Genomic DNA, 21,228 nt, shown 5'->3' with positions numbered 1-21,228 from the left:
TTTAAGGCCACTATTCCAGGATAAAACTAAATTGGGGTTTTGTTCGGCGAACTGCTGGCAGCAGCGCTTGGCGATCGCTCATCGAGAAACTACAGATTTTATTTTAGACTTGCTATTCTTAAGTGTTTGCGGATATTTCCAAAATGTGACTTGCCTTTTTAATATCTATATGCTGAAATAAGTATTAATTATGATGTCTTTCATGGCAGCATACAAAATTTAACTGCAATTATTTCTTAGTGGGACTTAATTTTTCCTATTCCCTAAAAATACTACACAGAACTGGATCTCAATTTCAGATACCAGTGTCCAACTTGGCTAGAAATAAAAGCAAGTAAAAAATTTAGGAGCTTACCAAACAATGGCAGTTTCGCTAACTAAAGGACAACGAGTATCACTGGAAAAAGTCGCCCCAGGACTTACCGAAGTATTTGTAGGTTTGGGGTGGGATGTTAAAGTTGTAGATACTGGCTGGGATTTTGACTTGGATGCCTCCGTCTTTATCCTGGGAAGTAACGAAAAACTAATTTCTGATCAGCACTTCATTTTTTATAATAATCTCACCAGTCCAGATCCTGCCAAATCAGTTCAACACACTGGAGACAACCTGACAGGTTTAGGTGATGGTGATGATGAAGTCATTAAGATCCATTTACAAAAAGTCCCTACGGATGTCCACAAAATAGTCATCACTGTCACTATTCATGAAGCAGCAGGAAGGCATCAAAACTTTGGCCAAGTGCAAAATGCCTTTATTCGGGTTGTCAATGCTCAAAATGAAAAAGAAGTTATTCGCTATGACCTAGTGGAAGACTACTCCATTGAAACTGCATTAATCATGGCTGAACTCTACCGTAAAGACGGAGACTGGCGGTTAAATGCCGTTGGTTCAGGCTATCAAGGGGGATTGAAAGCTTTATTGGATCGCTTTAGCTAGGAGAAATTAAAAATGGCAATTAATCTCCAAAAAGTTTATCGCCACAATAACGAGTGGAAAATGGCAGCTATTGGTAATGGTGTTAGTGTGAATGGTTTAGCGGAACTTGTTACGTCTTATTGTTAAATAATGTCACTTTACGATCGCCTGAATTTAACCAAAAAAACTAAGACAAATCGTAAATTGCAAGTTCCCATCTGGGAACGGATTAACCTTGAAAGGACAGCAAAACCACGTTGTCAAGGTTGCCGTTCTCGGATTCAACTTGATTGGCGTGTGTGTCCATCATGTGGCACATTTTTAACTATTAAAGATCAAGAAATACGCCATTGTATCTGGGTAGATATTTCTGGAAGCATTAATACAAATGAAAACAATAGCACCATGCTAGAAATAATGGCGGATGCTTTGGCTAAAGTTTTTAGTGCTTTTAGGAGTGTTCATGTCTTTTTGACTTCAGATGAACCAGAAGAGAAAGAATGGCGGCGGAATTTTACTCATGTATATGTATTTGTAGATCAGCAACAGGTAGATTATTTAGGAATAGCCAGTTTTTGTCATCATCAAGTTACAGATATTGCTGGTGTTCGCATTGACCAAATTCTTCATACTTCCAATCAGGCTAATTTAAATTTAGGTCAATTATCTAATTTGATTGCTAATACTATCGCTCATGAAATTGGTCATACATTGGGATTAGATCATTCATTATTACCTACAGATGTCATGCACGATGGACTTGATCATCGGATTCACAGTTTAATGCCTCCTTCTTTTCATGTAGGACAGATTATTTCCATGAATAAAGCTATTCGTCAACATAAATCTAAAACTTAATTACAAATTATTTTCATGTGTATGATTTTGGCGGTGAATGAGTGCGATCGCGTGATCAACTTCTGCGGTTTTATGATTCCCCAACTTCAGCAAGAACGATTGCAAAACTTGAGTCAAGAATTACAATTTGCTATTAATACTAATAATCTCTCGTCAATGGAGTATCACAGTCAGGAAACTAGAAAAGACTGATGAGGTACAGCTAGTACAAGGTTGTATTCTCGCCATCCAACAAGCCAAAGCCGTTGCACCAAGCCAAACTAATGCCATGTCTGACAAAATCTCTCGGATGTTGAATGCAGCTACAGGTGATGATAGTAATGAAGCAGATCGTTTATGGCGGGAATTACAACCAGATGTATAACATTGGTTAAATCAAGAATTACCCAGTAATAGCATTATCACGGGACTTACACGATGAACACCAAAACTAAAATTGACTGTCCGGTTTGTGGGTATAAAGGAATTGAGAGCAACAGTTGTCCTCATTGTGAAACTGATGTTTCTCTAATCCGTTCCTTGGCAGAATTACCCCAGCGTCCGAAATCTTGGACAACAAGTATTGCCATTTTCATGCTGATAATAGGCATTACTATTGGTGCAGCAGGTAGTTTTTTTGCCCTGCAAACGGCTATATATACCGCAACAGTTCCTAAACCTACAGTTACTACTACTAATCTCACTCCTCCTGTAATTACTCCTGTAATTCCTAAACCAGCCCCACCACTAGCCACTTATACCGTAAAATCAGGAGATACTCTTAGTAGTATTGCAGGAAAATTTTGTAGTAAATCTACTGATTGGCAATTAATCGTTGCCGCTAATCCTGAATTACAAAAACGGGAAAATCAGTTAGATATAGATCAGGTGTTGAAAATTCCTAGTAGCTGTCAAAGGAAAAGCCCATGAAGATAGTTGAGGTCACTACTTTTCCACCCTTCGGGTTTTGCACGCACGAGTCGTTTTTCATCCCCTGTCTGTAGCACGAAAGATGGAACTGGAGTTCCTGTTTCTCAGGGGCTTTCAAACTTCCCAGTCTTTCTTGTAAAATAGGATTTCTCGACCGAGATTATTGACAATAGAATCAATAAGGGTGGAAATTGATATGTATCTTTTTATGTCTAAGTAGGTGAACACAATAAAACCAAACTGTGTAAAGAAACGTAAAATCACCCAAACCCTCTTCACTCTTGCCTCTTGCCTCTTGCCTTTTGCCTTGCCATAACGACAATTTTCAACGCCAACCTACTTAACAGGATTGAAATGGTTGCAGAGTTTTGGTTTCAAGGTACGTTGTCCCCCAGTTAGGTTTTTATACAGGTTGATTACCTTTCCTGTCATCTGAGATGATAACATCAAATATGATAAATTTATCACTGGGGGATAAATCCCCTCTTACAGCTTTCATCCCCGGCTGACAAGACATTGATACCTAAAAATTTTGGGGATTTTTAGGTATCAATTCCGGGGTTTTTAGCCTATCTTCTTATAAAATATTTAGAAGATTACTGTCAAGGTTGTCAAGAGCGTAATAGCCAAAATTATATTCAAGCCCAAATGTGGTTAATTAAAGCTTATCAAATGGGTGGACAATTACAAAGAGCGATCGCTCTGAGTCAAATTTTGCATAATCATCCTCACTCCCAAATCAACACTTAGGCTAACAAAATTCTAGCTGTGCTATCTAAAGAGATTTCCCGTGCCTGATCTATCCCCCAACTATCTGATTAGCTTAGAATTACGAGAATTACTCGTACAAAAACTCGGCGTTCTGCAAAAAGACAATGTGTTATTACAGCAGTCTTTGAGAGAACAGCAAATTAAAACTACAGCCCAAACAGAAGATTTATTCTTGGAACTTTTAGAAGTTGCTGATGCCTTAGAAGCTTTATTAGACTATCTAGAAAACAATCCTAGTCCTAGTCCAGAATTTATAGAACGTCTACCCAGATCCATAGGTGCAGTTAATCGCAAGTTTCTCGGTGTTTTAGGAAAGCGCCAACTTTTACCTATAGAATTACAAAAAGGAACAGAACCAGATTTTAACTTATGTCGCGTCATTGACCGGGAAGAAAGAACAGATATCCCAGACCAAACAATTACTAAAATTGTCCGTCGCGGATTTCATTTAGGTGAAAAAGTTCTCCGTCCCACAGAAGTCATTACTGCTAAATCAGATAATGGTAATGGTGGTAATGGGTAATGGGTAATTGGTAATTGGTAATTGGTAATTGGGAAAATTCTTTCTCCCCCACTTCCCCCACTTCCCCCACTTCCCCCACTTCCCCCACTTCCCCCACTTCCCCCACTTCCCCCACTTCCCCCACTTCCCCCACTTCCCCCACTTCCCCCACTTCCCCCACTTCCCCCACTTCCCCCACTTCCCCCACTTCCCCCACTTCCCCCACTTCCCCCACTTCCCCTACTCCCCCCACTTCCCCCACTTCCCCCACTTCCCCCACTTCCCCCACTTCCCCCACTTCCCCCACTTCCCCTACTTCCCCCACTTCCCCCACTTCCCCCACTTCCCCCACTTACACTGTTAACTATGACTCCTCACAAAAGTGATATTAAAGATACTTCTTCACAAACAAAAATCTGGAGTAGTTGGCAGGAAAATTTAGTTTTAATAACTATTGCCCTGTGTTTAGCGCTTCTAATTCGGACATTTATTGCTGAACCACGCCTGATTCCCTCAGAATCAATGTATCCTACCTTGCACACAGGCGATCGCTTAGTTGTAGAAAAAGTATCATACCGCCTTCATCCTCCCAAAATCGGCGATATCATCGTTTTTAACTCACCACCAGAACTACAAAGACGTGGATATTCTCAAAACCAAGCCTTTATCAAACGGGTAATTGGTGAACCAGGCGCAATAATTAGTATCGCTCAAGGTAAAGTTTACCTCAACGGTACAGCCTTAACAGAAGACTACATTGCCGAACCACCAAACAGCCCATTTCCAGAAATCAAAGTCCCAGAAGGCGCATTTTTCGTCATGGGAGACAATCGGAATGATAGTAATGATTCTCGCTATTGGGGTTTTGTCCCCAGTCAAAACGTCATCGGTCGCGCCACGTTCCGCTTCTGGCCTCTTGACCGCATCGGCTTAATCTAGTTTACTTACAATTAACAACTGACAACTGGGCGCAAGCCCTGCGCCCCTACGAAAAGCGTAAATAATACATTAATTGAGCGATCGCATCCCCAGATAATTCTAAACGTTGTTGAAAATCTGCTAAACTCCGGTAAGAACCAGCAGCCACACGGTTTTCCACAACTATCTGTGCTAAAGATAAATCTATAAAAGGGATTTTGGCAAGACTTTCTACCGAAGCAGTATTAGGATTAATTGGCTGAGGTTTATCCAGGGAATTCTGATCATAATAATTAAAATTCAGCAAAGGTTTTAAGGGTTCTAATCGTTGTACTGGCAAACCCAAAGCCGCCGCCACATCTTCAATACAGTAGAATACCACACCAGCGCGGGCAAGTTCCACAAGCGATCGCCCTTGATGAATTGACAACCCAGGTAACCGCAGCCAATCATCCACAGTCGCCTGATTAGCATCAACACCCAAACCCAACTCAGCCGCCATTTGCACCTCTTCCCAGGACTGCAAACGATAATAGGCATCATTCATCAACTTAGCGCGAAGCCTTTGCAATTTTAGATTTAAAGGTAGCCACTTACTCATTCTTCACCTGATCCTTTTACCAATCACCTAAATCTGATCCAACATCTGACGACGTTTTTGCTCAAACTCATACTCAGAAATTAATCCATCTTGACGGAGTGCTTCTAACTCACGCAAAGCATTAGCAACCGATTCCACTTGATTACCAACTGGTGATGGTACTCTCGTTACCGACTCACCCAAATTAAAATATCGATCAAAAGTTTCTTCCTCTTGAGTTAAATACCAAACCCCTTCAATAGCACAAGCCACCTTGGGAATAGGTGTCCAAGACAACAAAACATATAGAATTCCCCAAAGTGGCTGTCCCAAGTAAAATTTATGTAAACCCGAAACCGTTAATGTGCCGGAAAATGCTAGAATAGCAGCAATAGTACGGCTTTTTCGTTTAGTGAATATCATTTTATCTATAGCCATTCTACTCAATTCGTCAACTAATGGGTCAAGTTAAGTAGGTGAACACAATAAAACCAAACTGTGTAAAGAAACGTAAAATCGCCCAAACCCTCTTGCCTCTTGCCTTTTGCCTCTTGCCTTGCCATAACGACAATTTTCAACGCCAACCTACTTACATAGATTAGTAGTAGGTTGGGTTGAGGTACGTATCCCTGACGGGAGGCGTTAGCCATAACCCAACAAATACGTCGGGTTGCGCTGTCGCTTCATCCAACCTACAAAAAATAATCTCCGCGTCTTTAGACCGGAGAGTGTCAACGAACTCTATACTTGAAGTCAAGTAGTGAAATTCCGGTAAAAACCCCTACTTTAACCGAAGTAGTTTCCCCAGATGAATCTTCTACAATAAAATAAGACATAAAGGCAAAATTCGGAGCTACTCAACTAATAGCATTAAGTTAAAGAAAAGCAAAATGGGATTCTTCGACTCTGAAATAGTGCAGCAAGAAGCCAAGCAATTGTTTGAAGACTATCAAGCACTGATTCAACTTGGCAACCACTACGGCAAATTTGACCGCGAGGGCAAGAAGCTGTTTATTGAGCAAATGGAGTCCATGATGGATAGATACCGCGTCTTCATGAAGCGTTTCGAGCTATCAGAGGATTTCATGGCACAAATGACCATGCAGCAACTAAAAACTCAACTAGGTCAGTTTGGCGTAACTCCACAACAAATGTTTGAGCAAATGAACGTGACCTTAGAAAGGATGAAAGCGGAATTGGAAAAAACAAAATGACTGAGAACTGGAAGCAGTGACAGTAGGGGAGGATAGAGAACTTTTGACTGTTCCCTGTTCCCTGTTCCCTGTTCCCTGTTCCCTGTTCCCTGTTCCCTGTTCCCTCTTAATTTGATTTAGGACGTGGAAACTGAGAAGTAGACTTAAACTTTTCTACAGGTACACCCTTGAGCGCCTTTGTCATAAAGTCCCGCCATATAGGGGCTACCATGACCCCACCAGTTGCTCCACGTGCCAGTTGTTTGCTATCGTCTCTCCCTACCCACACAGCAGTAGTTAACTGCGGTACAGTACCGATAAACCAAATATCCTTTTCTGAGGATGTAGTTCCTGTCTTACCAGCAGCAGGGCGACCTATTGCAGCATTTTTACCTGTACCTTCAGTCATTACTGAAGTCATAATATCAATAGTAGCTGCTGAAGCCCAAGGATCTAAAACTTGTTTTGGTTTGGGTGTATTATCGAGAATCACATTACCAGCACTATCGGTAATGCGAACAATTACTGTGGGTGGTGACTGCCAACCATAATTAGCCAATGTAGCATAAGCGCTAGTCATTTCTAAGGGAGTAACACCAATAGCGCCCAAAGGTAGAGAAGTAACTGGTTCCATTGGACTCATAATACCCAAAGTCCGGCAGGTTTCAATGACTTTATTCATCCCCACCGCTTTACCAAGTTTAATGACCGGAATGTTGCGAGACTGGGCAAGGGCTGTGCGAATTGACATCGCTCCTGAGAAACTACCATCGTAGTTTTTCGGGTAGTACCAACCATTACCATCTTGATAACTAACTGGAGCATCTATGACTGTGGTATCAGGTGTATATTTACCAGTAGCAAAGGCGGCATAATAAACAAAAGGCTTGAATGAAGAACCTGGTTGGCGTTGGGCTTGGGTAGCTCGGTTAAATTCACTGAGTTTATAATCTACACCACCGACAAGGGCTTTCACGAAGTGAGTGCGAGGATCAATTGACACTAGCGCCATTTGATTCTTAGATAACCCTTGGGACTGAAGCTTTTCATGCCATTCTTTGACGGTTTCTTCAGCCATTGTTTGGAATTTAGCATCAACAGTGGTTTGGACGCGCATTCCGCCTTTAAGCAGGGAATCACGACCAAATTTTTTCGCCAGCTCTTGAGCTACAGTATTGGTGATGTAAGGTGAGGCACTACCCTGAAAAGACCTGATCTTACCCAGTTTAATTGGTTGTTTCAGGGCATCATCATATTCTTTTTTGGTGATCCAATTTAACTCTACCATCCGCCCCAGAACTTCTTTTTGTTTCTGTTTGGCAAGTTTCATACTCGCAAAAGGGCTAAACTCTTCTGGTGCTTGGATTAAACCTGCCATCATAGCTGATTCACCCAAAGTTAAATATTCTGCTGATTTATTAAAATAACTGCGGGCTGCTGTTTGCACACCGTAATTGTTATGACCCCAATAAACTTGATTGAGGTACATTTCTAGAATTTCGTCTTTACTGAGGATTTGCTCTAAACGAATTGCTAGGACAGCCTCTGCCAATTTCCGCGTAAAAGCCCGTTTTTGAGATAAAAATAGGTTTTTAACTAATTGCATGGTGATGGTAGAACCACCTTCTTTCACACCTCCCGCTACCATATTAACTACTATGGCACGACCAACACCAGTGGGGTTAATGCCATGATGCCCATAAAAGTGACCATCTTCACTAGCTAAGACGGCGCGTTTGAGGTTGGGGGAAACTTTATTGAGGGGTACTACTTCTCGGTTAGCTTCCCCGTGGATACCAGTTAAAAGTTTGCCTTTTATATCGTATATGTAAGTTGTTTCCGAGGGGAAAAAGTTTTTTATTTGTCTAACATCTGGTAAATTACGGAAACTAATGGCTAAACCTACTAGTGTTCCCGCAACAATAGAGCTTGTTAGGAGTGTTATAGATAGCAAAGTACCGCCAGTTATCTGACCTACTCCCTTAAAGAACTCAAATCCAGATGAAGCCTGCTCTTGTGGTTGTTTGTTTGCAAAAGTCCTAGACGACACGGCGATCTCACTTCCTCACTTGTAAATTTAAATGTAATTCATTAAATGGAAAAAGGCAGTTAATTTTTTGCAATTATAGTAATCTGGCAGAAGAAAGGACAAATAATTGGTTTGTGAACATAATAAACTTAACTTTTAGTGTGGAAAGTATAGTTAATAGTCAATTTCATAGTATGACGCAAAATTTCTCTTGGTTGCATCGTGGTGTGGCAGAAATTTTTCCGCAACCCCATGTTGGTGATAATGATACGGAAAGTCTGGAAAAGCGCTTGCTTAATTCTGACCGTCCTTTAAGGATTAAGCTGGGTATTGACCCGACTGGGGCAGATATTCATTTTGGTCATAGTATCCCTGTACGGAAATTACGGGCATTTCAAGATGCTGGTCATACAGCGGTACTGATTATTGGTGATTTTACAGCCCGCATTGGTGATCCTACTGGTAAATCTGAGGTGCGTCGTCAGTTGACAGAAGCTGATGTAGCACAAAATGCCCAAACTTATCTTGACCAAGTCCGTCCTATTTTAGATTTTGATACCCCCGGTAGACTTGAGGTACGTTATAACTCAGAATGGCTTTCTCGTCTAGATTTAGGAAAAACTTTAGAGTTGCTTTCGACAATGACTGTCGGACAAATGTTAGCAAAAGAAGGTTTTGCGGAACGTTATAAACAAGAGAGTCCGATTTTTCTCCATGAGTTCCTGTATCCACTGATGCAAGGTTATGATTCTGTGGCTGTGGAGGCTGATGTAGAATTGGGAGGGACTGATCAAAAATTTAACATTGCTGTGGGACGAGATTTACAACGCCATTTTGGTCTGAAGCCTCAGTTTGGATTGTTATTGCCAATTCTCATTGGTACTGATGGTGTCCAAAAAATGTCTAAGTCTTTAGGTAATTATGTGGGTTTAGGAGAACATCCTTCCCAAAAGTATCAAAAACTTCAAGGTATACCAGATAATTTACTGTCACAGTATTTTGAACTGCTCACAGATTTATCTTTGGATGGTCTGCCAGAAAACCCGCGCCACGCCCAAGAATTTTTGGCCTGGGAAATTGTCCGTCAGTATCACGGTGAACAGGTGGCTAATGAGGCGAAGGAAGCGGCAAAAAGTGGTGGGAAGGAGGGAGCATTACCAGAATTTTCTCTGGCTGCTGTTCCTCAATTTCCTGCTAAATTAGCTTTTATTCTTGGTGCTACCGGTTTATGTAAAAGTACAGCCGAAGGTAAACGGAAAATTCAGGAGGGTGGAGTGAAGATAAATGGTGATAAGATTGCTGATGCGGATTTAAGTTTTTCTACACCTGATGATTTATATGATAAGGTGTTACAGGTGGGTAAGAAGAATTTTGTGCGGTTGGTAAAGTAGCTGTCAGCTATCAGCTTAAAATGCAAAACGGAAAACATCACGAAAGTAGGGGTAATTCATGAATTACCCCTACGAAACAATTAGGTTTTTGATTACTTCCTGGGTAAGTCTTAATAATGTTGCCATTATCAATAATTCTTAAAAGTCATGATTCAAACCTTAACTAAAATTGTTACATTCGAGGAATTTGTTAACTGGCTTCCTGACAATTCCGATATATGTTATGAATTACATCGTGGAGAAATTGTTAAAATGGCGCAACCAATAACGAACCACAGAGGCACAGAGAACACAGAGAAATGAGGGTTTGAGGAATATTTTGCGTAAGTCCTGTAATCTTAACAAAAATTTCTGACATATTCCCTGAAAATAGGAGATAAATGAAAAAATATGTTATCCTCTATAATTTTGTGAATTAAATACCTTTTTTGTAGAGATTCTAACCCATTAATAAAATTAGTAGAAGATAATTCTAAGGTAATTTTTAAATCTTTTCTAGATACAGGTTGATTACATTTACTGAATGCTAAAATAATCTGTTGTTCAATGGGTGATATTTTGTTAAATATTTGACTAAATAAAGATTGCATTTCTTGAGTAATTACTAATTCATTTTCTGCTAAAAATTCACCAACTTTACCATTAAAAATCTTTTTAATTGAGATGGTAATAGTTTTTAGAAACAATGGATGACCTGTATATAATATCATTAAATTTAACCAAGTATCTTCATCTTTTAATCCGGTATTTTTGAGAATATCTATATTTTCTAGTCCTGATAATTCTAAAGACTTAATGGGATATAATTCTTCATCTAAAGATTCCATTTCTGGACATTGTTCTTGACTCATTAATATGACGCTACTTTGATGTTGGGTTTCTGTAATCATTTTGAATAAGGTTTGATAATCTTGATATTCTGGTTGATATTTTCCCGCAAATTGATGAGGAGTAAAGATATTTTGTACATCATCAAGGATTATTAAGCATTTTTTATTTGTGAGAATATCAAATAATTGTTTTAATTTATCATTTATAGTTGCTTTGGGTTCTTGTTGACAAGTATTTAATAAGTCGTTAATTAGTAAATTTAGGGATTTTGGAAATTTTAAACTTCTCCAAATAATAACTTCAAACTTTTGTTGATGTAAGTCTATAAATCTTTTAACGAGTGTGGTTTTACCAATACCGGCTAATCCTAAGATGGAGATTAAATTAGTATTTTGGTTTAATATCCAATTGAATAAAGTTACAAAACTACATCAAAGTATTTCTAAATTTGTCCAAAAAATTCTCCATCACTCCTGAATATTTTCCCCGTTCTCACTTTCCCTATTTCTCAAATACCTATAAATAAAGGATTTCCAGATTCTACTTCCTACAATTTTAGAAAATTGATATACTACGCCTAGATTTTGAAATTTTACCAAATCGCTGAAACTATTGCAAGATCGTTGATAAATAGAAATTATTCTCAATAAAATATTAAGAAAATATGAATATGAAGTTATATTAATTTTTGTAGGATAGAAATATTTAAACTATTTTTCAAATATCTATAATTTAAACTTATAAATTAAGGAAATAACAGGGTTAAGAGCAAAATTTTTGTTGTACTCTATTAAATAGTATTTATATGTTATTAAACACTTATAGGCTTTAATTAAGTAAGTCTAATTGTTAGACTACTGAAAAGTAGTCATATTAAACATCGCTATTGAAGTATAATAAATTGGATAATATGTAATAAGTAATAATCAGAATTATGAATGTTGATAAAATTATCGTTCCTTTAGATGTACCAGATTTAGACAGTGCGATCGCTCTTGTTGATGAACTTCCTCAAGTCACTTTCTGGAAAGTTGGTTTGGAGTTGTTTACTAGCACAGGTCCCAAGATTCTGGATATCCTCAAATCTCAAGAAAAGCGGATTTTCCTCGATTTGAAATTTCACGATATCCCCAATACTGTTGCTGGTGCTTGTCGGGCTGCGGCTAGTTATGGGGTGGATTTATTGACAATTCACACAACTTGTGGTAAAGATGCTTTAAAAGCTGCGGCGGAAGCGGTGCAAATTGGGGCGGAAAAAGCCGGGACAAAACCACCTAAGTTAATCGCTATTACCTTGTTAACCAGTATTTCGGCGCGACAATTGGCGTTTGATTTGAAAATACCTTTAGAATTGCCAGAATTTGCTTTAGAAATGGCACTTTTGGCGCAAGAGTCTGGTTTAAATGGGGCGGTTTGTTCTCCCCAAGAGGTGCAACAATTAAGAGCAAGTTGTGAAAAAGACTTTTTGCTGGTTTGTCCAGGGGTGCGGCCAACATGGGCTGAGAAGGGAGATCAAAAGCGATCGCTCACTCCCTCTCAAGCTATCACAGCGGGTGCAGACTATCTCGTTATCGGTCGTCCCATTACTGCGGCGGCTGTTCCTGAGTTAGCTTGGAATCAGATTTTAGAGGAGTTGAAGATATAATCTGATTATCAAGATAGTTCTTCCTCGTCATCTTCATGATAACAAATTCAAAATCAATTGTCAACCCTCTTAATACTATTTTTTTGCTTTTGTTGGGAGTAAATTAATAACGAGCAAATATTTGAATCAAATCGGTTTTACGTTTTAGGAAAAAATATCTGTCTAACAATCAAGATTTATCAATTACTGCCAAATTTGCAGATAGTTCATCTTCTTCAAACGCATCTGAATACAGTCTTTTATTAAAGACGTTCATTAGATCCTGAACTGCAACTTCTTTAACGCGAATTCCGTCAACATCATACAATTCTCTAGTATTGTTCTTAGTAATTATCCATACCTGACAATTTTTACCCTGGATTTGCAGAGTTTTTTTTCTAACATCGCCATTTGTTAATCTAAAATCAATTGTGATCTGAGAGTTCTTCAATTTATTGACATAATTTTCAATTTGTTCTTTTTTGTGTTCTTCAAAAGTGTTTCTGAGAGTACAGTCATACATCACTGCTAGACTACCAATTATGAAAAAACCATCGGCTCTACCAGCTTGGTTTTTTTTATCGTATTGATATAAACTGTGAATACCAAGTAGCCTGAGAATCATAAATGTATAATCCTCAAACTCTGCTGGATCTGATAGTGTCTTATGATTACCCAAAAATAAACAAATTTTTTCCTTGAGTTCTTTTAAATTGAAAATATTGTTATTATAAACTTGTAAATTGGTGATTGATTTTTCTATCTCAGAAGTTTGTGAATTGATTGGTGATACTATATCAGAAGTTTGTATATTAGTAACTGAATGTATAGGTTGATTTGTTCTAGGTGACAGCAATTGGATATGTTTAACTGATTTTATAACCCTCCCATCTCTATAATTTATAATTTTTACTACAAATCTAACTTTATCTCCTTTTACAATATTTTCTATTTGTATTTCCTCTAAATCTTCTTTAAAAAAGAATAAATCTTTATTTAGATTGTCTAATGGTTGGTCGGTTTTGATAAAACCGTTACCTTTTTCTATGCTTACCCAATTGATAACACCTGTTAAACTAATGGTCTTATTCAAGAAACGCACTTCCTCGGCAATTTTTTGTATAGTCCCATCTTTTCTATTCCATTCAGTAATACTGAATTCTACTACATCTGCTCGTTCAACATATTCAATACTGATACCAATCAGTTTATCAGCAAAGAAAAGTATGTCACCTTCATGACCAGGTATTGGTCTATCGGGATCAATAAATCCCAGACGACTTTTGCCTTCCTTAATACTAATAGCTCGGATTTTTCCTGTGAATTTCACGCTCATTGACTGACAACTCCTAAAAGTGGTAAATATAGGCCTGCCTAAAAACTGCACAAGCTAACAGTTCTCGGTGTTAGTATTTTATACTATACATTTTGGTACAAAAGATGTCAAAGCTGTTATTGCTTATCAGTACAAGTAAATAGAAAATCGGGATCACCATAAAGCGATAGGTTTAGGTTAATTAGACACCAATTATGGCAAAAACAAGCAATGCTAAAGCCTTTCTGTAGTTTAGGAGTTCAAAAGCAAGAAAGAAGAAGGAAGAAGAAAGTAAATTTCTCTCCTGCTTTTTGGTGCTTATATTTGATAGCCTGTAATTGCTGGCTATTTATTGCTCCTGGATTTCATTACTCCGCTTATGCTAAAAATATTCCTCCCAAACCTGTAAATCCCAAAATTAGTAATTCTTGTTCTGAGCAAAGTTTAGAAACTTTAACAACTCAGCTAATGTTAGATTTACCTAGCTATACTAATCGTGTTATCCAGCGTGCGCGTATTCTGAAACGGAGTGTTGATACTTTTTCCTATATCTTAGCTGCGGGTAAACCAGAGTTTGAACCTTTACCATTAAATCCAAGTATTGATAATGGGGATAAGTATAACGCCGAAGGAGTAAAACAGGTTTTCTTTACTACCCTAGAACGGACATATATCCACAAAAAACCTGTGGAATTACAAGAATTTCACAGGCTATTTTTGACAAAAACGAACATTGGTTGGACTGTGGTAATGATGTTTACCCAAGACGGTAGTTATCCAGTCAAACCACCTATTGCACCACCCAGGGATAGTAGTAATAGTGCGATCGCTCAAGGTGTTAAACTGTGGTTACGAGATTGTCAAACAATTGATTAAAGAGTCAGGAGTCAGGAGTCAGGAGTCAGGAGTCAGGAGTCAGGAGTCAGGAGTCAGGATAAAGAAGAATAAAGAAAATTTCTCTCCCTGTTCCCTGTTCCCTATTCCCTATTCCCTTCCCGATAAGTTCTCAACTCAACTAGAATTGCTATATTTTTACAGAGTTTGGAAATACTTCTCCAAAGCCTCATGTACCAAATCAGTCATCGGTCGTTCTTGTTTTTCCGCAGTTTCCCTGAGTTGAGCGTAAAAATCATCCCGCAGACTGACACGGTGACGGGATTTACCACTGCTGGTAGAGTCTCCTGGGGTGTATTCAGCCACAAATTCCCGAATCGCATCAAAACCCAATCTGTCGCAAAAATCCCCAAAACTTTCTTTTGGCGTGCGGAACTTTTTAAAGAAGACAAAAATCGGTTCTAGGAAACTTTCAATATCATCATGGTGCAATTTTTCTGTAAAAGGTTGTGCTAACCGGGTTTGATGTGGTGAACCACCCAACCAAACTTGATAGGATTCTGGCGCACTACCCACTAAACCCAATTCTGCCATATAAGGACGAGCGCAACCGTTAGGGCAACCGGTCATTCTGACCACAAAATGTTGATTTTGTAAACCCAGTTTATCTAATAAAGCCCTAATTCTCTCTAAAATTCCAGGAATGGCTCGTTCTGATTCTGTGATGGCTAAACCACAGGTAGGTAAAGCCGGACAAGCCATAGCATATCTTGTTAATGCTGCTATTTGATCAGGGTCAGCAACAACGCCGCAGTTATCCAGAATCTCTTGAATGGCTACTTTATCTTCTGGTGCGATGTCGTAAAATAGTAGGTTTTGATTACCTGTGAGGCGAATTGGCAGGTTAAATTGTTCAACAATTGTCCGCAAAGCGGTTTTGAGTTGAAATGTGCCATCATCTTTGACACGCCCGTTATCAATAGAAATACCTAAGAAGAGTTTACCGTCTCCTTGTTCATTCCAGCCCAGGAAGTCCTTATATTTAAACTGGATTAGGGGTTTAAATGGTTCGAGTTTTTTGCCAAGGTATTCTTCTACTTGAGTGCGGAATTTATCTACACCCCAATCATTAATTAAGTATTTTAATCTCGCGTGTCGTCTGTCCGTGCGATCGCCATAATCTCGTTGTGTCGCAACTATAGCTTTTACAAGATTATATACATCAGCTTTGGCTACATAGCCAATCGGGTCAGCGGTTCTGGCAAAGGTTTCTTCTTTATTATGAGTTCTACCCAAACCACCACCAGCAAAAATATTAAATCCTGCTAATGCGCCTTTTTTATTGGTAATCACTACCAAAGTCAAATCTTGGGAATATAAATCAACAGAATTATCGCCGGGAACTGTGACGCAAATTTTAAATTTGCGGGGCATATAGTGAGTTCCATAGATAGGTTCTACGGAATCATGAACAATAGTACCATTACCGTTGCTGTGTCGGGCTGCTTTAACATCTGGATGTTCTTCGGCACTGACGGCTTTTTCCCCGTCTAACCAAATTTCGTAATAAGCACCGGTTTGGGGAGAAAGTAAATCAGCGATATTTTGGGCATATTCCCAAGCATACTGATATTCTGAGCGATTTTTAAAGGGGGCTGGCGGAGCCATGACGTTGCGGTTAATGTCACCACAAGCGCCCAAGGTTGAACCGAGATTTTCGACAATTGTAGCGATCGCCGCTTTCAGGTTCTTTTTCAGGATACCATGTAGTTGAAAGCCTTGGCGAGTAGTAGCTCTGAGGGTATGATTACCATATTCATCAGCCAATTTATCCAAAGCCAAATATAGCTCAGGGGGTACTAACCCGCCGGGATTTTTTGTCCGCAGCATCATTTGGTAATCTTTTTCCTGACCCTTAACGCGGTTATCACGGTTATCCTGTTGATAAGAACCATGAAACTTGAGAATCTGAATTGCGTCTTCAGTAAAGTGGGTGGTGTCTTGGAGGATTTCCGTCGCCACAGGTTCACGCAAAAAATTACTATTTTCTTTGATACCTTCAACTTTAGAAGGCTTACGATTAGTTACAGGAGAAGCAGCAGAGTTAACCATTACAGTAGATACTTGTGTCAAAAAATAAGGCGTAAGTTGAAGCAGGTAAAAGGGGGTAAGAGACGGATGCAAACCCCGAAAAATCGGTCGGAATTATGAATAATATTTTAATTTTAACATGGTGAGAGGCCAGCTTGATTCATGATGTAGCTTATCATTTTAGTTGACACTGAGATTAATATTTAAAATTATGCTAGATACCACTAAAATACTATCTGGTTTCATGGGTGTATGTGTGGGTGATGCCTTGGGTGTACCTGTGGAATTTTCTCTTCGTACTGAACGCATCAAGTCACCAGTCACAAAGATGTTAGGTTATGGAACATGGAACCAACCTCCTGGAACTTGGTCTGATGATAGTTCGTTGATGTTATGTTTAGCAGATTCTTTATGTAGTGGCTATGATGTGAATGATATAGGCAAATCCTTCTGTCGCTGGTACAGAGAAAATTACTGGACTGCTCATGGTGAGGTATTTGATATATTTAACGGTAAAATTGCCGCATTACCCATAGAAGAAATTAATTCTGGTGGTTATGTCATTGACACACTAGAAGCGTGTATTTGGTGTTTATTAAATAGCTCATCTTACGCTGAATCGGTTCTCAAGGCTGTTAATTTGGGTGGAGATACAGATACTACTGCTGCGGTGACAGGTGGGTTAGCAGGAATTTATTACGGGGTAGAAAATATTCCCCCGGAATGGTTTCAACAAACCGCACGGAAACAAGACATTATTGATTTATCTCATCGTTTTGCCGCAGTTTGATCAAGCAGAAGTTAGAGTAGTGAACTACTCTAACCAGCAAGTACCTGCATGACCTTTAAACTAAAGACAAAGAGTAGACTTGACCATCAATTAACAGTCTGGTAATCCCCTTAGCTTGTAGATGGCTACTAGCCTTATGGAGCATTTGACTATCGGGGACTTTAATCACGCGATCGCGCTTAGTAGAAAAGCGTTTAGCTACACGATGATTATCAAAAATCGGCAGTGTTTTCTGTTGATTTTCCAGACTCGGAATCAGACCCAAATCACCAAAGTCCTTGAGTGGACGGGTAATTAACTCCGCAGAGCGATCAATTACCAAATAGCAAGTTTTTGGTAAATGGGCAACCGACAATGGTAAAACCTGAACAGATACTTCCCCATTTCCGCGTCTGGTAACTAGGGGTTTTGGGGCTTCATAGTCTTCGTCCTCAAAATCCTCCTCATCCTCATACAAATCATCATCTAAATCGTCATCCAAATCATCAGGTTCATCCAGCAAATCCTCATCCAAGATTTCCGCAAACAAATTGGGCTGTGAATATGGAGATTCTACACCTATCTTAGATCTGGGGACAATTGGTGTTTCTGTCGGCTTGTGTCTGACAATTTCTAATTCTTTGACAACAGGAGTTTCCTTAACAACGGGAAGTTTGGGTTTTTCCACTGCTGAGGAGCGTGTTTTTACCCGTCTAATAACTGGAATAGGGTGAGTAAAATCAGAATCACCTTCTGGTTCTGGTTTTGGTTCTGGTTTTGGTTTTGGTTCTGGTTCTGCTGCTATTGTCGGCTGTTCTAGTTCTAGATCAGATAACCTCTCCACCGTATCAGCAGTGCTAGAAATTTCCACTGTCAATGGTGGTTGATTCAACAGCGGTAACTGCTCATAACTTACCTGCGCTCTGCCTTCAGGGGTTCTAGCAGCACGTTTTAAAGAAACGAGAAATTCATACTCTTCTTCTGGTAAGGTACTTTTGAGCAGTCGGCTAATTGTGGAATTACTCACACCATAGCGTTCTGCCAAAGTCGAGGTTGTTTCGGCAGTTTCTCGATATAGCTTGAGAATTTCTTGTTTGTCAGAATCTGTTAATTTTCTCACGGTAGACACCAAAATTTGTTAAGTTCGTTTGCGTCCACGGTCTCGGCGTTTAAGACTCAATGATGCGTCGTATTCTAGGACAGCACCCAGACCGAATAACACTCCACTAAACACCCAGAATACTTCTAGTATGTCTCCACTTTGATAATCCGGTCTTTGAGCGAATTTAAACCACATATCTGCAATGTAGAGCGAAAATGCGGCTGCGGCAATCATTCGCCAAGACAAGGAGACTTTACCTACCCAAAAAGCCAGTAGCATAGTTGTGGCAATCATTAGTAACGCCACATCGCTAACTATGTAAAACAAATTCAGCAAAAAGGCAATTTGTTCAGTTGATGCTTTTTCCTTTTGAGAAATCAACCAAGCTAGAAAACTGCCTAATGCTCCAACTGCCGCCACAATTAGCCACTGCCGTGCTGCCAGGTTAATTCGGCGAGAAACCAAGGCTAAAGCCATACCATTCCCTAAACATAAATATGTGAGGACAAAAAATATATCAGCAATAGATACATCTGGATCTTGTTTTAGGACGATTTCTGTATAGCCGAAAACGAGTCCACCTATAAAATAGGCAAACATTCCTAACCCGATTGACAGCCAGACTTTTCCACTACTAACCATTTGGGTACCCCGCCAGTTCCTCCAGCATAAGAGACTTGCGACCAAATAAGCCACAGCTTTAAAAATATTTGTGCCAATTACATACCACTGAGCGTGGACTTCTATTCCTCTTTGCACTGGGTCGGGGATTTTGGCACTAAACAACAAAAAGTATAACAATGCTAAGAAAGCCCAGCTAACACCAGCTAAAATAAGATTTTGAGTAGTTGATAGGGACTTAACGGGAGATGAATTATTGTAAGATTTACTCATAGAGACTAACTAAGTAAATGCTCTGAATGTAATATTTTTTGCACATTGAATAAAATATATACTGCAATTGGTTCATAGTTTAACCAAATATGAAACCCCTCTGGTAAACCTCTCCCCGCAACGGGGAGAGGCTTTGAACCTTGTTCTTTGTATGACAAAAAGTCCAGATTCTAGCCGTTTTGAGTATAGCAGATGGCAGATCAATATCACTTGCAGTTTATTACTAAAACTAGGAAATTAAAAATTTCCTCTTGCCTATTTAGACAATTTCAGATATAATGGTGAAGGTTTCATGGGTACGTAGCTCAGTTGGATAGAGCATCCGCCTTCTAAGCGGACGGTCACAGGTTCGAGTCCTGTCGTACCCATTCATTAAATACAGCAGAATTCAGGAGTCAGGAACTAGGTTGCTGTCTGGCTTTGAATAGAGGGCGTTGCTGATAGCCTGCGTGGCGAAGCCATATTGAGGCATGAAAATCAAAAATTCTATTTCTCAATCTCTTACTCTCTGCGACTCTGCGCCTCTGCGTGTTAGCGAAGCGGGGCGAAGCCTGATAAATTCACTAACGCCGAATAGAGAATTGTTGGTTTATTTACGCTGTGTTGTACTAGATTTAAACAAGAATAGTTGAGGGTGTTAGGGCTAAAGTTTTCGTTAAATCTGTCAGGAGAAAGCGATCGCAGAGTTTAAATAATTCTATCTCTGTAGAGGTGTGTCGCATCAGCCGCAGAAAATGACCGTCAGTATCAACATTCAAAGCAATGTAGTTAAGAAACATTTTCAGGTAGCCTATCCGCGCTCGTTCTGGCATAGTGGAAGCTGTAGGGGTTTGCCATAAGCGATCAATGTAATTGCGTACCTCTGCTAACGGCACTAGTGTGATCTGTTCTCCCCGTAAAGCCTGACGAATTTGATTAAACAGCCAAGGATTTCCAATCGCCCAACGTCCCACCATCACCCCCGCTGCACCTGTTTGCGAAAGCACTTCTAAGGCAGTTGTCGCCGATTTGATATTGCCATTAGCCAGCACTGGACAGTTAACCCGTCTCACCGCTTCCGCAATCAAATCATACTTAACTTCCCCGTGATACATATCTTTCACCGTGCGACCATGCAAACTCAATAAATCAATATTGTTATCAGCAATTATATCTAGGATTTTATAAAAGTTATCTGTATTTTCAAAACCTAAGCGCATCTTCACCGTTAAGGGTCTATCATTAACCACAGAACGCAGTTCTCCCAAAATCCGCTCGACTTTTTCCGGTTCTCGGAGTAATCCACCTCCAACATTTTTGCGATAGATTCTCGGCGCAGGACAGCCCATATTTAAGTCTACTCCAGCGATATTATAGCCGCAGAGTTCCTTTGCGGTTCTGGCTAAATCGGGGATACTTTCGCCAATCATTTGGGCAAAAACCGGGCGACCTGTATCGTTTTCGGTAATTGCTGCCAGGATTTTCCGATTGAGTCGTGAGGTATCATTGACACGAAAATACTCAGTAAAGAAGTAGTCAGGGCTACCGTAGTGGGCAATGACTTTCATAAACCAGAGATTGGTTACATCCTGCATAGGTGCAAGGGCAGTAAGTGGTAAGTCTTGCTGAAGCGATTGGGGGAGCAATACCTGGGACATAGAGTTGCAAAGCGTTCAACGGTAATTGAGAATTAATTATAACAAAATCCTTACGGAGTAAAGT

The 21,228-nt window shown here is 39.6% G+C and carries 23 protein-coding genes and 1 tRNA gene; 14 read left to right on the top strand and 10 right to left on the bottom strand.

Going from position 1 to position 21,228, the window contains the following annotated elements:
* The first annotated feature begins 361 nt into the window (after positions 1 to 361).
* The 7 genes from AA650_RS08715 to AA650_RS08695 all read left to right on the top strand — a co-directional run bounded on the left by AA650_RS08715 (position 362) and on the right by AA650_RS08695 (position 3,977).
* The gene (locus AA650_RS08715; RefSeq protein WP_053538711.1) at positions 362 to 937 is read left to right on the top strand and encodes a TerD family protein; all 576 of its coding nucleotides are present in this window, start codon (positions 362 to 364) and stop codon (positions 935 to 937) included.
* A 12-nt stretch (positions 938 to 949) separates the two neighbouring features.
* Positions 950 to 1,063 carry a TerD family protein gene (locus tag AA650_RS26265; protein WP_081424186.1) on the top strand — a complete coding sequence of 38 codons (114 nt, stop codon included), beginning with the start codon at positions 950 to 952 and terminating at the stop codon, positions 1,061 to 1,063.
* Between the two features lie 3 nt (positions 1,064 to 1,066).
* Positions 1,067 to 1,774, top strand: a complete 708-nt coding sequence (locus AA650_RS08710) for a zinc-dependent metalloprotease family protein (RefSeq protein WP_081424185.1) — start codon at positions 1,067 to 1,069, stop codon at positions 1,772 to 1,774.
* Between the two features lie 15 nt (positions 1,775 to 1,789).
* Positions 1,790 to 1,966, top strand: coding sequence for a hypothetical protein (locus AA650_RS27730; RefSeq protein ID WP_199924408.1), 177 nt, complete (start codon positions 1,790 to 1,792; stop codon positions 1,964 to 1,966).
* Complete coding sequence (locus AA650_RS08705; protein ID WP_053538709.1) at positions 1,902 to 2,138, top strand: hypothetical protein; 237 nt, start codon at positions 1,902 to 1,904, stop codon at positions 2,136 to 2,138. The genes AA650_RS27730 and AA650_RS08705 overlap by 65 nt, the downstream gene beginning before the upstream one ends.
* Positions 2,139 to 2,191: 53 nt before the next feature.
* On the top strand, positions 2,192 to 2,683 hold the full coding sequence (locus AA650_RS08700) for a LysM peptidoglycan-binding domain-containing protein (protein WP_053538708.1): 492 nt from the start codon (positions 2,192 to 2,194) through the stop codon (positions 2,681 to 2,683).
* Between the two features lie 790 nt (positions 2,684 to 3,473).
* A complete protein-coding gene (locus tag AA650_RS08695; RefSeq protein ID WP_053538707.1) occupies positions 3,474 to 3,977 on the top strand; it encodes a nucleotide exchange factor GrpE in 504 nt (167 codons plus the stop codon).
* Here the strand turns inward: AA650_RS08695 and AA650_RS26255 are convergent.
* Positions 3,943 to 4,308 carry a hypothetical protein gene (locus tag AA650_RS26255; RefSeq protein ID WP_081424184.1) on the bottom strand — a complete coding sequence of 122 codons (366 nt, stop codon included), beginning with the start codon at positions 4,306 to 4,308 and terminating at the stop codon, positions 3,943 to 3,945. The genes AA650_RS08695 and AA650_RS26255 overlap by 35 nt on opposite strands.
* 14 nt (positions 4,309 to 4,322) lie before the next feature.
* Here AA650_RS26255 and lepB point away from each other — a divergent pair, with 14 nt between their 5' ends.
* The gene (lepB, locus tag AA650_RS08685; protein WP_027401287.1) at positions 4,323 to 4,895 is read left to right on the top strand and encodes a signal peptidase I; all 573 of its coding nucleotides are present in this window, start codon (positions 4,323 to 4,325) and stop codon (positions 4,893 to 4,895) included.
* Positions 4,896 to 4,941: 46 nt separating this feature from the next.
* Here the strand turns inward: lepB and AA650_RS08680 are convergent, their stop codons facing one another.
* Complete coding sequence (locus AA650_RS08680) at positions 4,942 to 5,475, bottom strand: ComEA family DNA-binding protein (RefSeq protein WP_053538706.1); 534 nt, start codon at positions 5,473 to 5,475, stop codon at positions 4,942 to 4,944.
* Positions 5,476 to 5,502: 27 nt separating this feature from the next.
* On the bottom strand, positions 5,503 to 5,874 hold the full coding sequence (locus tag AA650_RS08675; protein ID WP_039199390.1) for an NINE protein: 372 nt from the start codon (positions 5,872 to 5,874) through the stop codon (positions 5,503 to 5,505).
* A 470-nt stretch (positions 5,875 to 6,344) separates the two neighbouring features.
* Here AA650_RS08675 and AA650_RS08670 point away from each other — a divergent pair, with 470 nt between their 5' ends.
* Complete coding sequence (locus tag AA650_RS08670) at positions 6,345 to 6,668, top strand: DUF1825 family protein (protein ID WP_039199368.1); 324 nt, start codon at positions 6,345 to 6,347, stop codon at positions 6,666 to 6,668.
* 106 nt (positions 6,669 to 6,774) lie between these two features.
* Here the strand turns inward: AA650_RS08670 and AA650_RS08665 are convergent, their stop codons facing one another.
* Positions 6,775 to 8,697: a transglycosylase domain-containing protein gene (locus AA650_RS08665; RefSeq protein WP_053538705.1), complete on the bottom strand. Its 1,923-nt coding sequence runs from the start codon at positions 8,695 to 8,697 to the stop codon at positions 6,775 to 6,777.
* Between the two features lie 173 nt (positions 8,698 to 8,870).
* Between AA650_RS08665 and tyrS the strand changes: the two genes are divergently transcribed.
* Positions 8,871 to 10,067 carry a tyrosine--tRNA ligase gene (gene tyrS / locus AA650_RS08660; RefSeq protein WP_053538704.1) on the top strand — a complete coding sequence of 399 codons (1,197 nt, stop codon included), beginning with the start codon at positions 8,871 to 8,873 and terminating at the stop codon, positions 10,065 to 10,067.
* 338 nt (positions 10,068 to 10,405) lie between these two features.
* Here tyrS and AA650_RS26245 read toward each other — a convergent pair whose 3' ends face one another.
* Positions 10,406 to 11,302 (bottom strand): NB-ARC domain-containing protein, encoded by an 897-nt coding sequence (locus AA650_RS26245; protein WP_081424182.1) that lies wholly within the window; start codon positions 11,300 to 11,302, stop codon positions 10,406 to 10,408.
* A 530-nt stretch (positions 11,303 to 11,832) separates the two neighbouring features.
* Between AA650_RS26245 and pyrF the strand changes: the two genes are divergently transcribed.
* Positions 11,833 to 12,543: an orotidine-5'-phosphate decarboxylase gene (gene pyrF, locus AA650_RS08650; protein WP_053538702.1), complete on the top strand. Its 711-nt coding sequence runs from the start codon at positions 11,833 to 11,835 to the stop codon at positions 12,541 to 12,543.
* 169 nt (positions 12,544 to 12,712) lie between these two features.
* On the opposite strand, the gene AA650_RS08645 is transcribed toward pyrF, so the two are convergent.
* Positions 12,713 to 13,858, bottom strand: coding sequence for a cold-shock protein (locus AA650_RS08645; protein ID WP_053538701.1), 1,146 nt, complete (start codon positions 13,856 to 13,858; stop codon positions 12,713 to 12,715).
* Between the two features lie 210 nt (positions 13,859 to 14,068).
* On the opposite strand from AA650_RS08645, the gene AA650_RS08640 reads away from it, so the two are divergent.
* Positions 14,069 to 14,713, top strand: a complete 645-nt coding sequence (locus tag AA650_RS08640) for a hypothetical protein (RefSeq protein WP_053538700.1) — start codon at positions 14,069 to 14,071, stop codon at positions 14,711 to 14,713.
* A gap of 156 nt (positions 14,714 to 14,869) precedes the next feature.
* On the opposite strand, the gene sir is transcribed toward AA650_RS08640, so the two are convergent.
* Positions 14,870 to 16,783 carry a sulfite reductase, ferredoxin dependent gene (gene sir / locus AA650_RS08635; protein ID WP_053538699.1) on the bottom strand — a complete coding sequence of 638 codons (1,914 nt, stop codon included), beginning with the start codon at positions 16,781 to 16,783 and terminating at the stop codon, positions 14,870 to 14,872.
* Positions 16,784 to 16,973: 190 nt separating this feature from the next.
* Between sir and AA650_RS08630 the strand changes: the two genes are divergently transcribed.
* Positions 16,974 to 17,552 carry an ADP-ribosylglycohydrolase family protein gene (locus tag AA650_RS08630; RefSeq protein WP_053538698.1) on the top strand — a complete coding sequence of 193 codons (579 nt, stop codon included), beginning with the start codon at positions 16,974 to 16,976 and terminating at the stop codon, positions 17,550 to 17,552.
* Positions 17,553 to 17,607: 55 nt separating this feature from the next.
* Here the strand turns inward: AA650_RS08630 and AA650_RS08625 are convergent, their stop codons facing one another.
* The gene (locus tag AA650_RS08625) at positions 17,608 to 18,651 is read right to left on the bottom strand and encodes a transposase (RefSeq protein ID WP_053538697.1); all 1,044 of its coding nucleotides are present in this window, start codon (positions 18,649 to 18,651) and stop codon (positions 17,608 to 17,610) included.
* A gap of 18 nt (positions 18,652 to 18,669) precedes the next feature.
* Complete coding sequence (locus AA650_RS08620; protein WP_053538696.1) at positions 18,670 to 19,527, bottom strand: hypothetical protein; 858 nt, start codon at positions 19,525 to 19,527, stop codon at positions 18,670 to 18,672.
* Between the two features lie 294 nt (positions 19,528 to 19,821).
* Here AA650_RS08620 and AA650_RS08615 point away from each other — a divergent pair.
* Positions 19,822 to 19,895 (top strand) — tRNA-Arg (locus tag AA650_RS08615).
* A gap of 246 nt (positions 19,896 to 20,141) precedes the next feature.
* Here the strand turns inward: AA650_RS08615 and AA650_RS08610 are convergent.
* The gene (locus AA650_RS08610; RefSeq protein ID WP_053538695.1) at positions 20,142 to 21,164 is read right to left on the bottom strand and encodes a tRNA-dihydrouridine synthase family protein; all 1,023 of its coding nucleotides are present in this window, start codon (positions 21,162 to 21,164) and stop codon (positions 20,142 to 20,144) included.
* Between the last annotated feature and the right edge of the window lie 64 nt (positions 21,165 to 21,228).

The organism is Anabaena sp. WA102 (genome assembly GCF_001277295.1).
GTDB lineage: Bacteria > Cyanobacteriota > Cyanobacteriia > Cyanobacteriales > Nostocaceae > Dolichospermum > Dolichospermum heterosporum.
Note: the sequence above shows the minus strand (reverse complement) of the source record. Positions and strands in the feature narration are given on the sequence as shown.

Excerpts from the sequence above, each read along its gene's own strand:
- AA650_RS08620 (WP_053538696.1), bottom strand. The coding sequence starts at position 19,527 with ATGAGTAAATCTTACAATAATTCATCTCCCGTTAAGTCCCTATCAACT.
- AA650_RS08640 (WP_053538700.1), top strand. The coding sequence starts at position 14,069 with ATGCTAAAGCCTTTCTGTAGTTTAGGAGTTCAAAAGCAAGAAAGAAGA.
- AA650_RS08680 (WP_053538706.1), bottom strand. The coding sequence starts at position 5,475 with ATGAGTAAGTGGCTACCTTTAAATCTAAAATTGCAAAGGCTTCGCGCT.
- tyrS (WP_053538704.1), top strand. The coding sequence starts at position 8,871 with ATGACGCAAAATTTCTCTTGGTTGCATCGTGGTGTGGCAGAAATTTTT.
- AA650_RS08610 (WP_053538695.1), bottom strand. The coding sequence starts at position 21,164 with ATGTCCCAGGTATTGCTCCCCCAATCGCTTCAGCAAGACTTACCACTT.
- AA650_RS26265 (WP_081424186.1), top strand. The coding sequence starts at position 950 with ATGGCAATTAATCTCCAAAAAGTTTATCGCCACAATAACGAGTGGAAA.
- AA650_RS08700 (WP_053538708.1), top strand. The coding sequence starts at position 2,192 with ATGAACACCAAAACTAAAATTGACTGTCCGGTTTGTGGGTATAAAGGA.
- AA650_RS08670 (WP_039199368.1), top strand. The coding sequence starts at position 6,345 with ATGGGATTCTTCGACTCTGAAATAGTGCAGCAAGAAGCCAAGCAATTG.
- AA650_RS08645 (WP_053538701.1), bottom strand. The coding sequence starts at position 13,858 with ATGAGCGTGAAATTCACAGGAAAAATCCGAGCTATTAGTATTAAGGAA.
- AA650_RS27730 (WP_199924408.1), top strand. The coding sequence starts at position 1,790 with ATGTGTATGATTTTGGCGGTGAATGAGTGCGATCGCGTGATCAACTTC.
- AA650_RS08710 (WP_081424185.1), top strand. The coding sequence starts at position 1,067 with ATGTCACTTTACGATCGCCTGAATTTAACCAAAAAAACTAAGACAAAT.
- sir (WP_053538699.1), bottom strand. The coding sequence starts at position 16,783 with ATGGTTAACTCTGCTGCTTCTCCTGTAACTAATCGTAAGCCTTCTAAA.
- lepB (WP_027401287.1), top strand. The coding sequence starts at position 4,323 with ATGACTCCTCACAAAAGTGATATTAAAGATACTTCTTCACAAACAAAA.
- AA650_RS08715 (WP_053538711.1), top strand. The coding sequence starts at position 362 with ATGGCAGTTTCGCTAACTAAAGGACAACGAGTATCACTGGAAAAAGTC.
- pyrF (WP_053538702.1), top strand. The coding sequence starts at position 11,833 with ATGAATGTTGATAAAATTATCGTTCCTTTAGATGTACCAGATTTAGAC.
- AA650_RS08630 (WP_053538698.1), top strand. The coding sequence starts at position 16,974 with ATGCTAGATACCACTAAAATACTATCTGGTTTCATGGGTGTATGTGTG.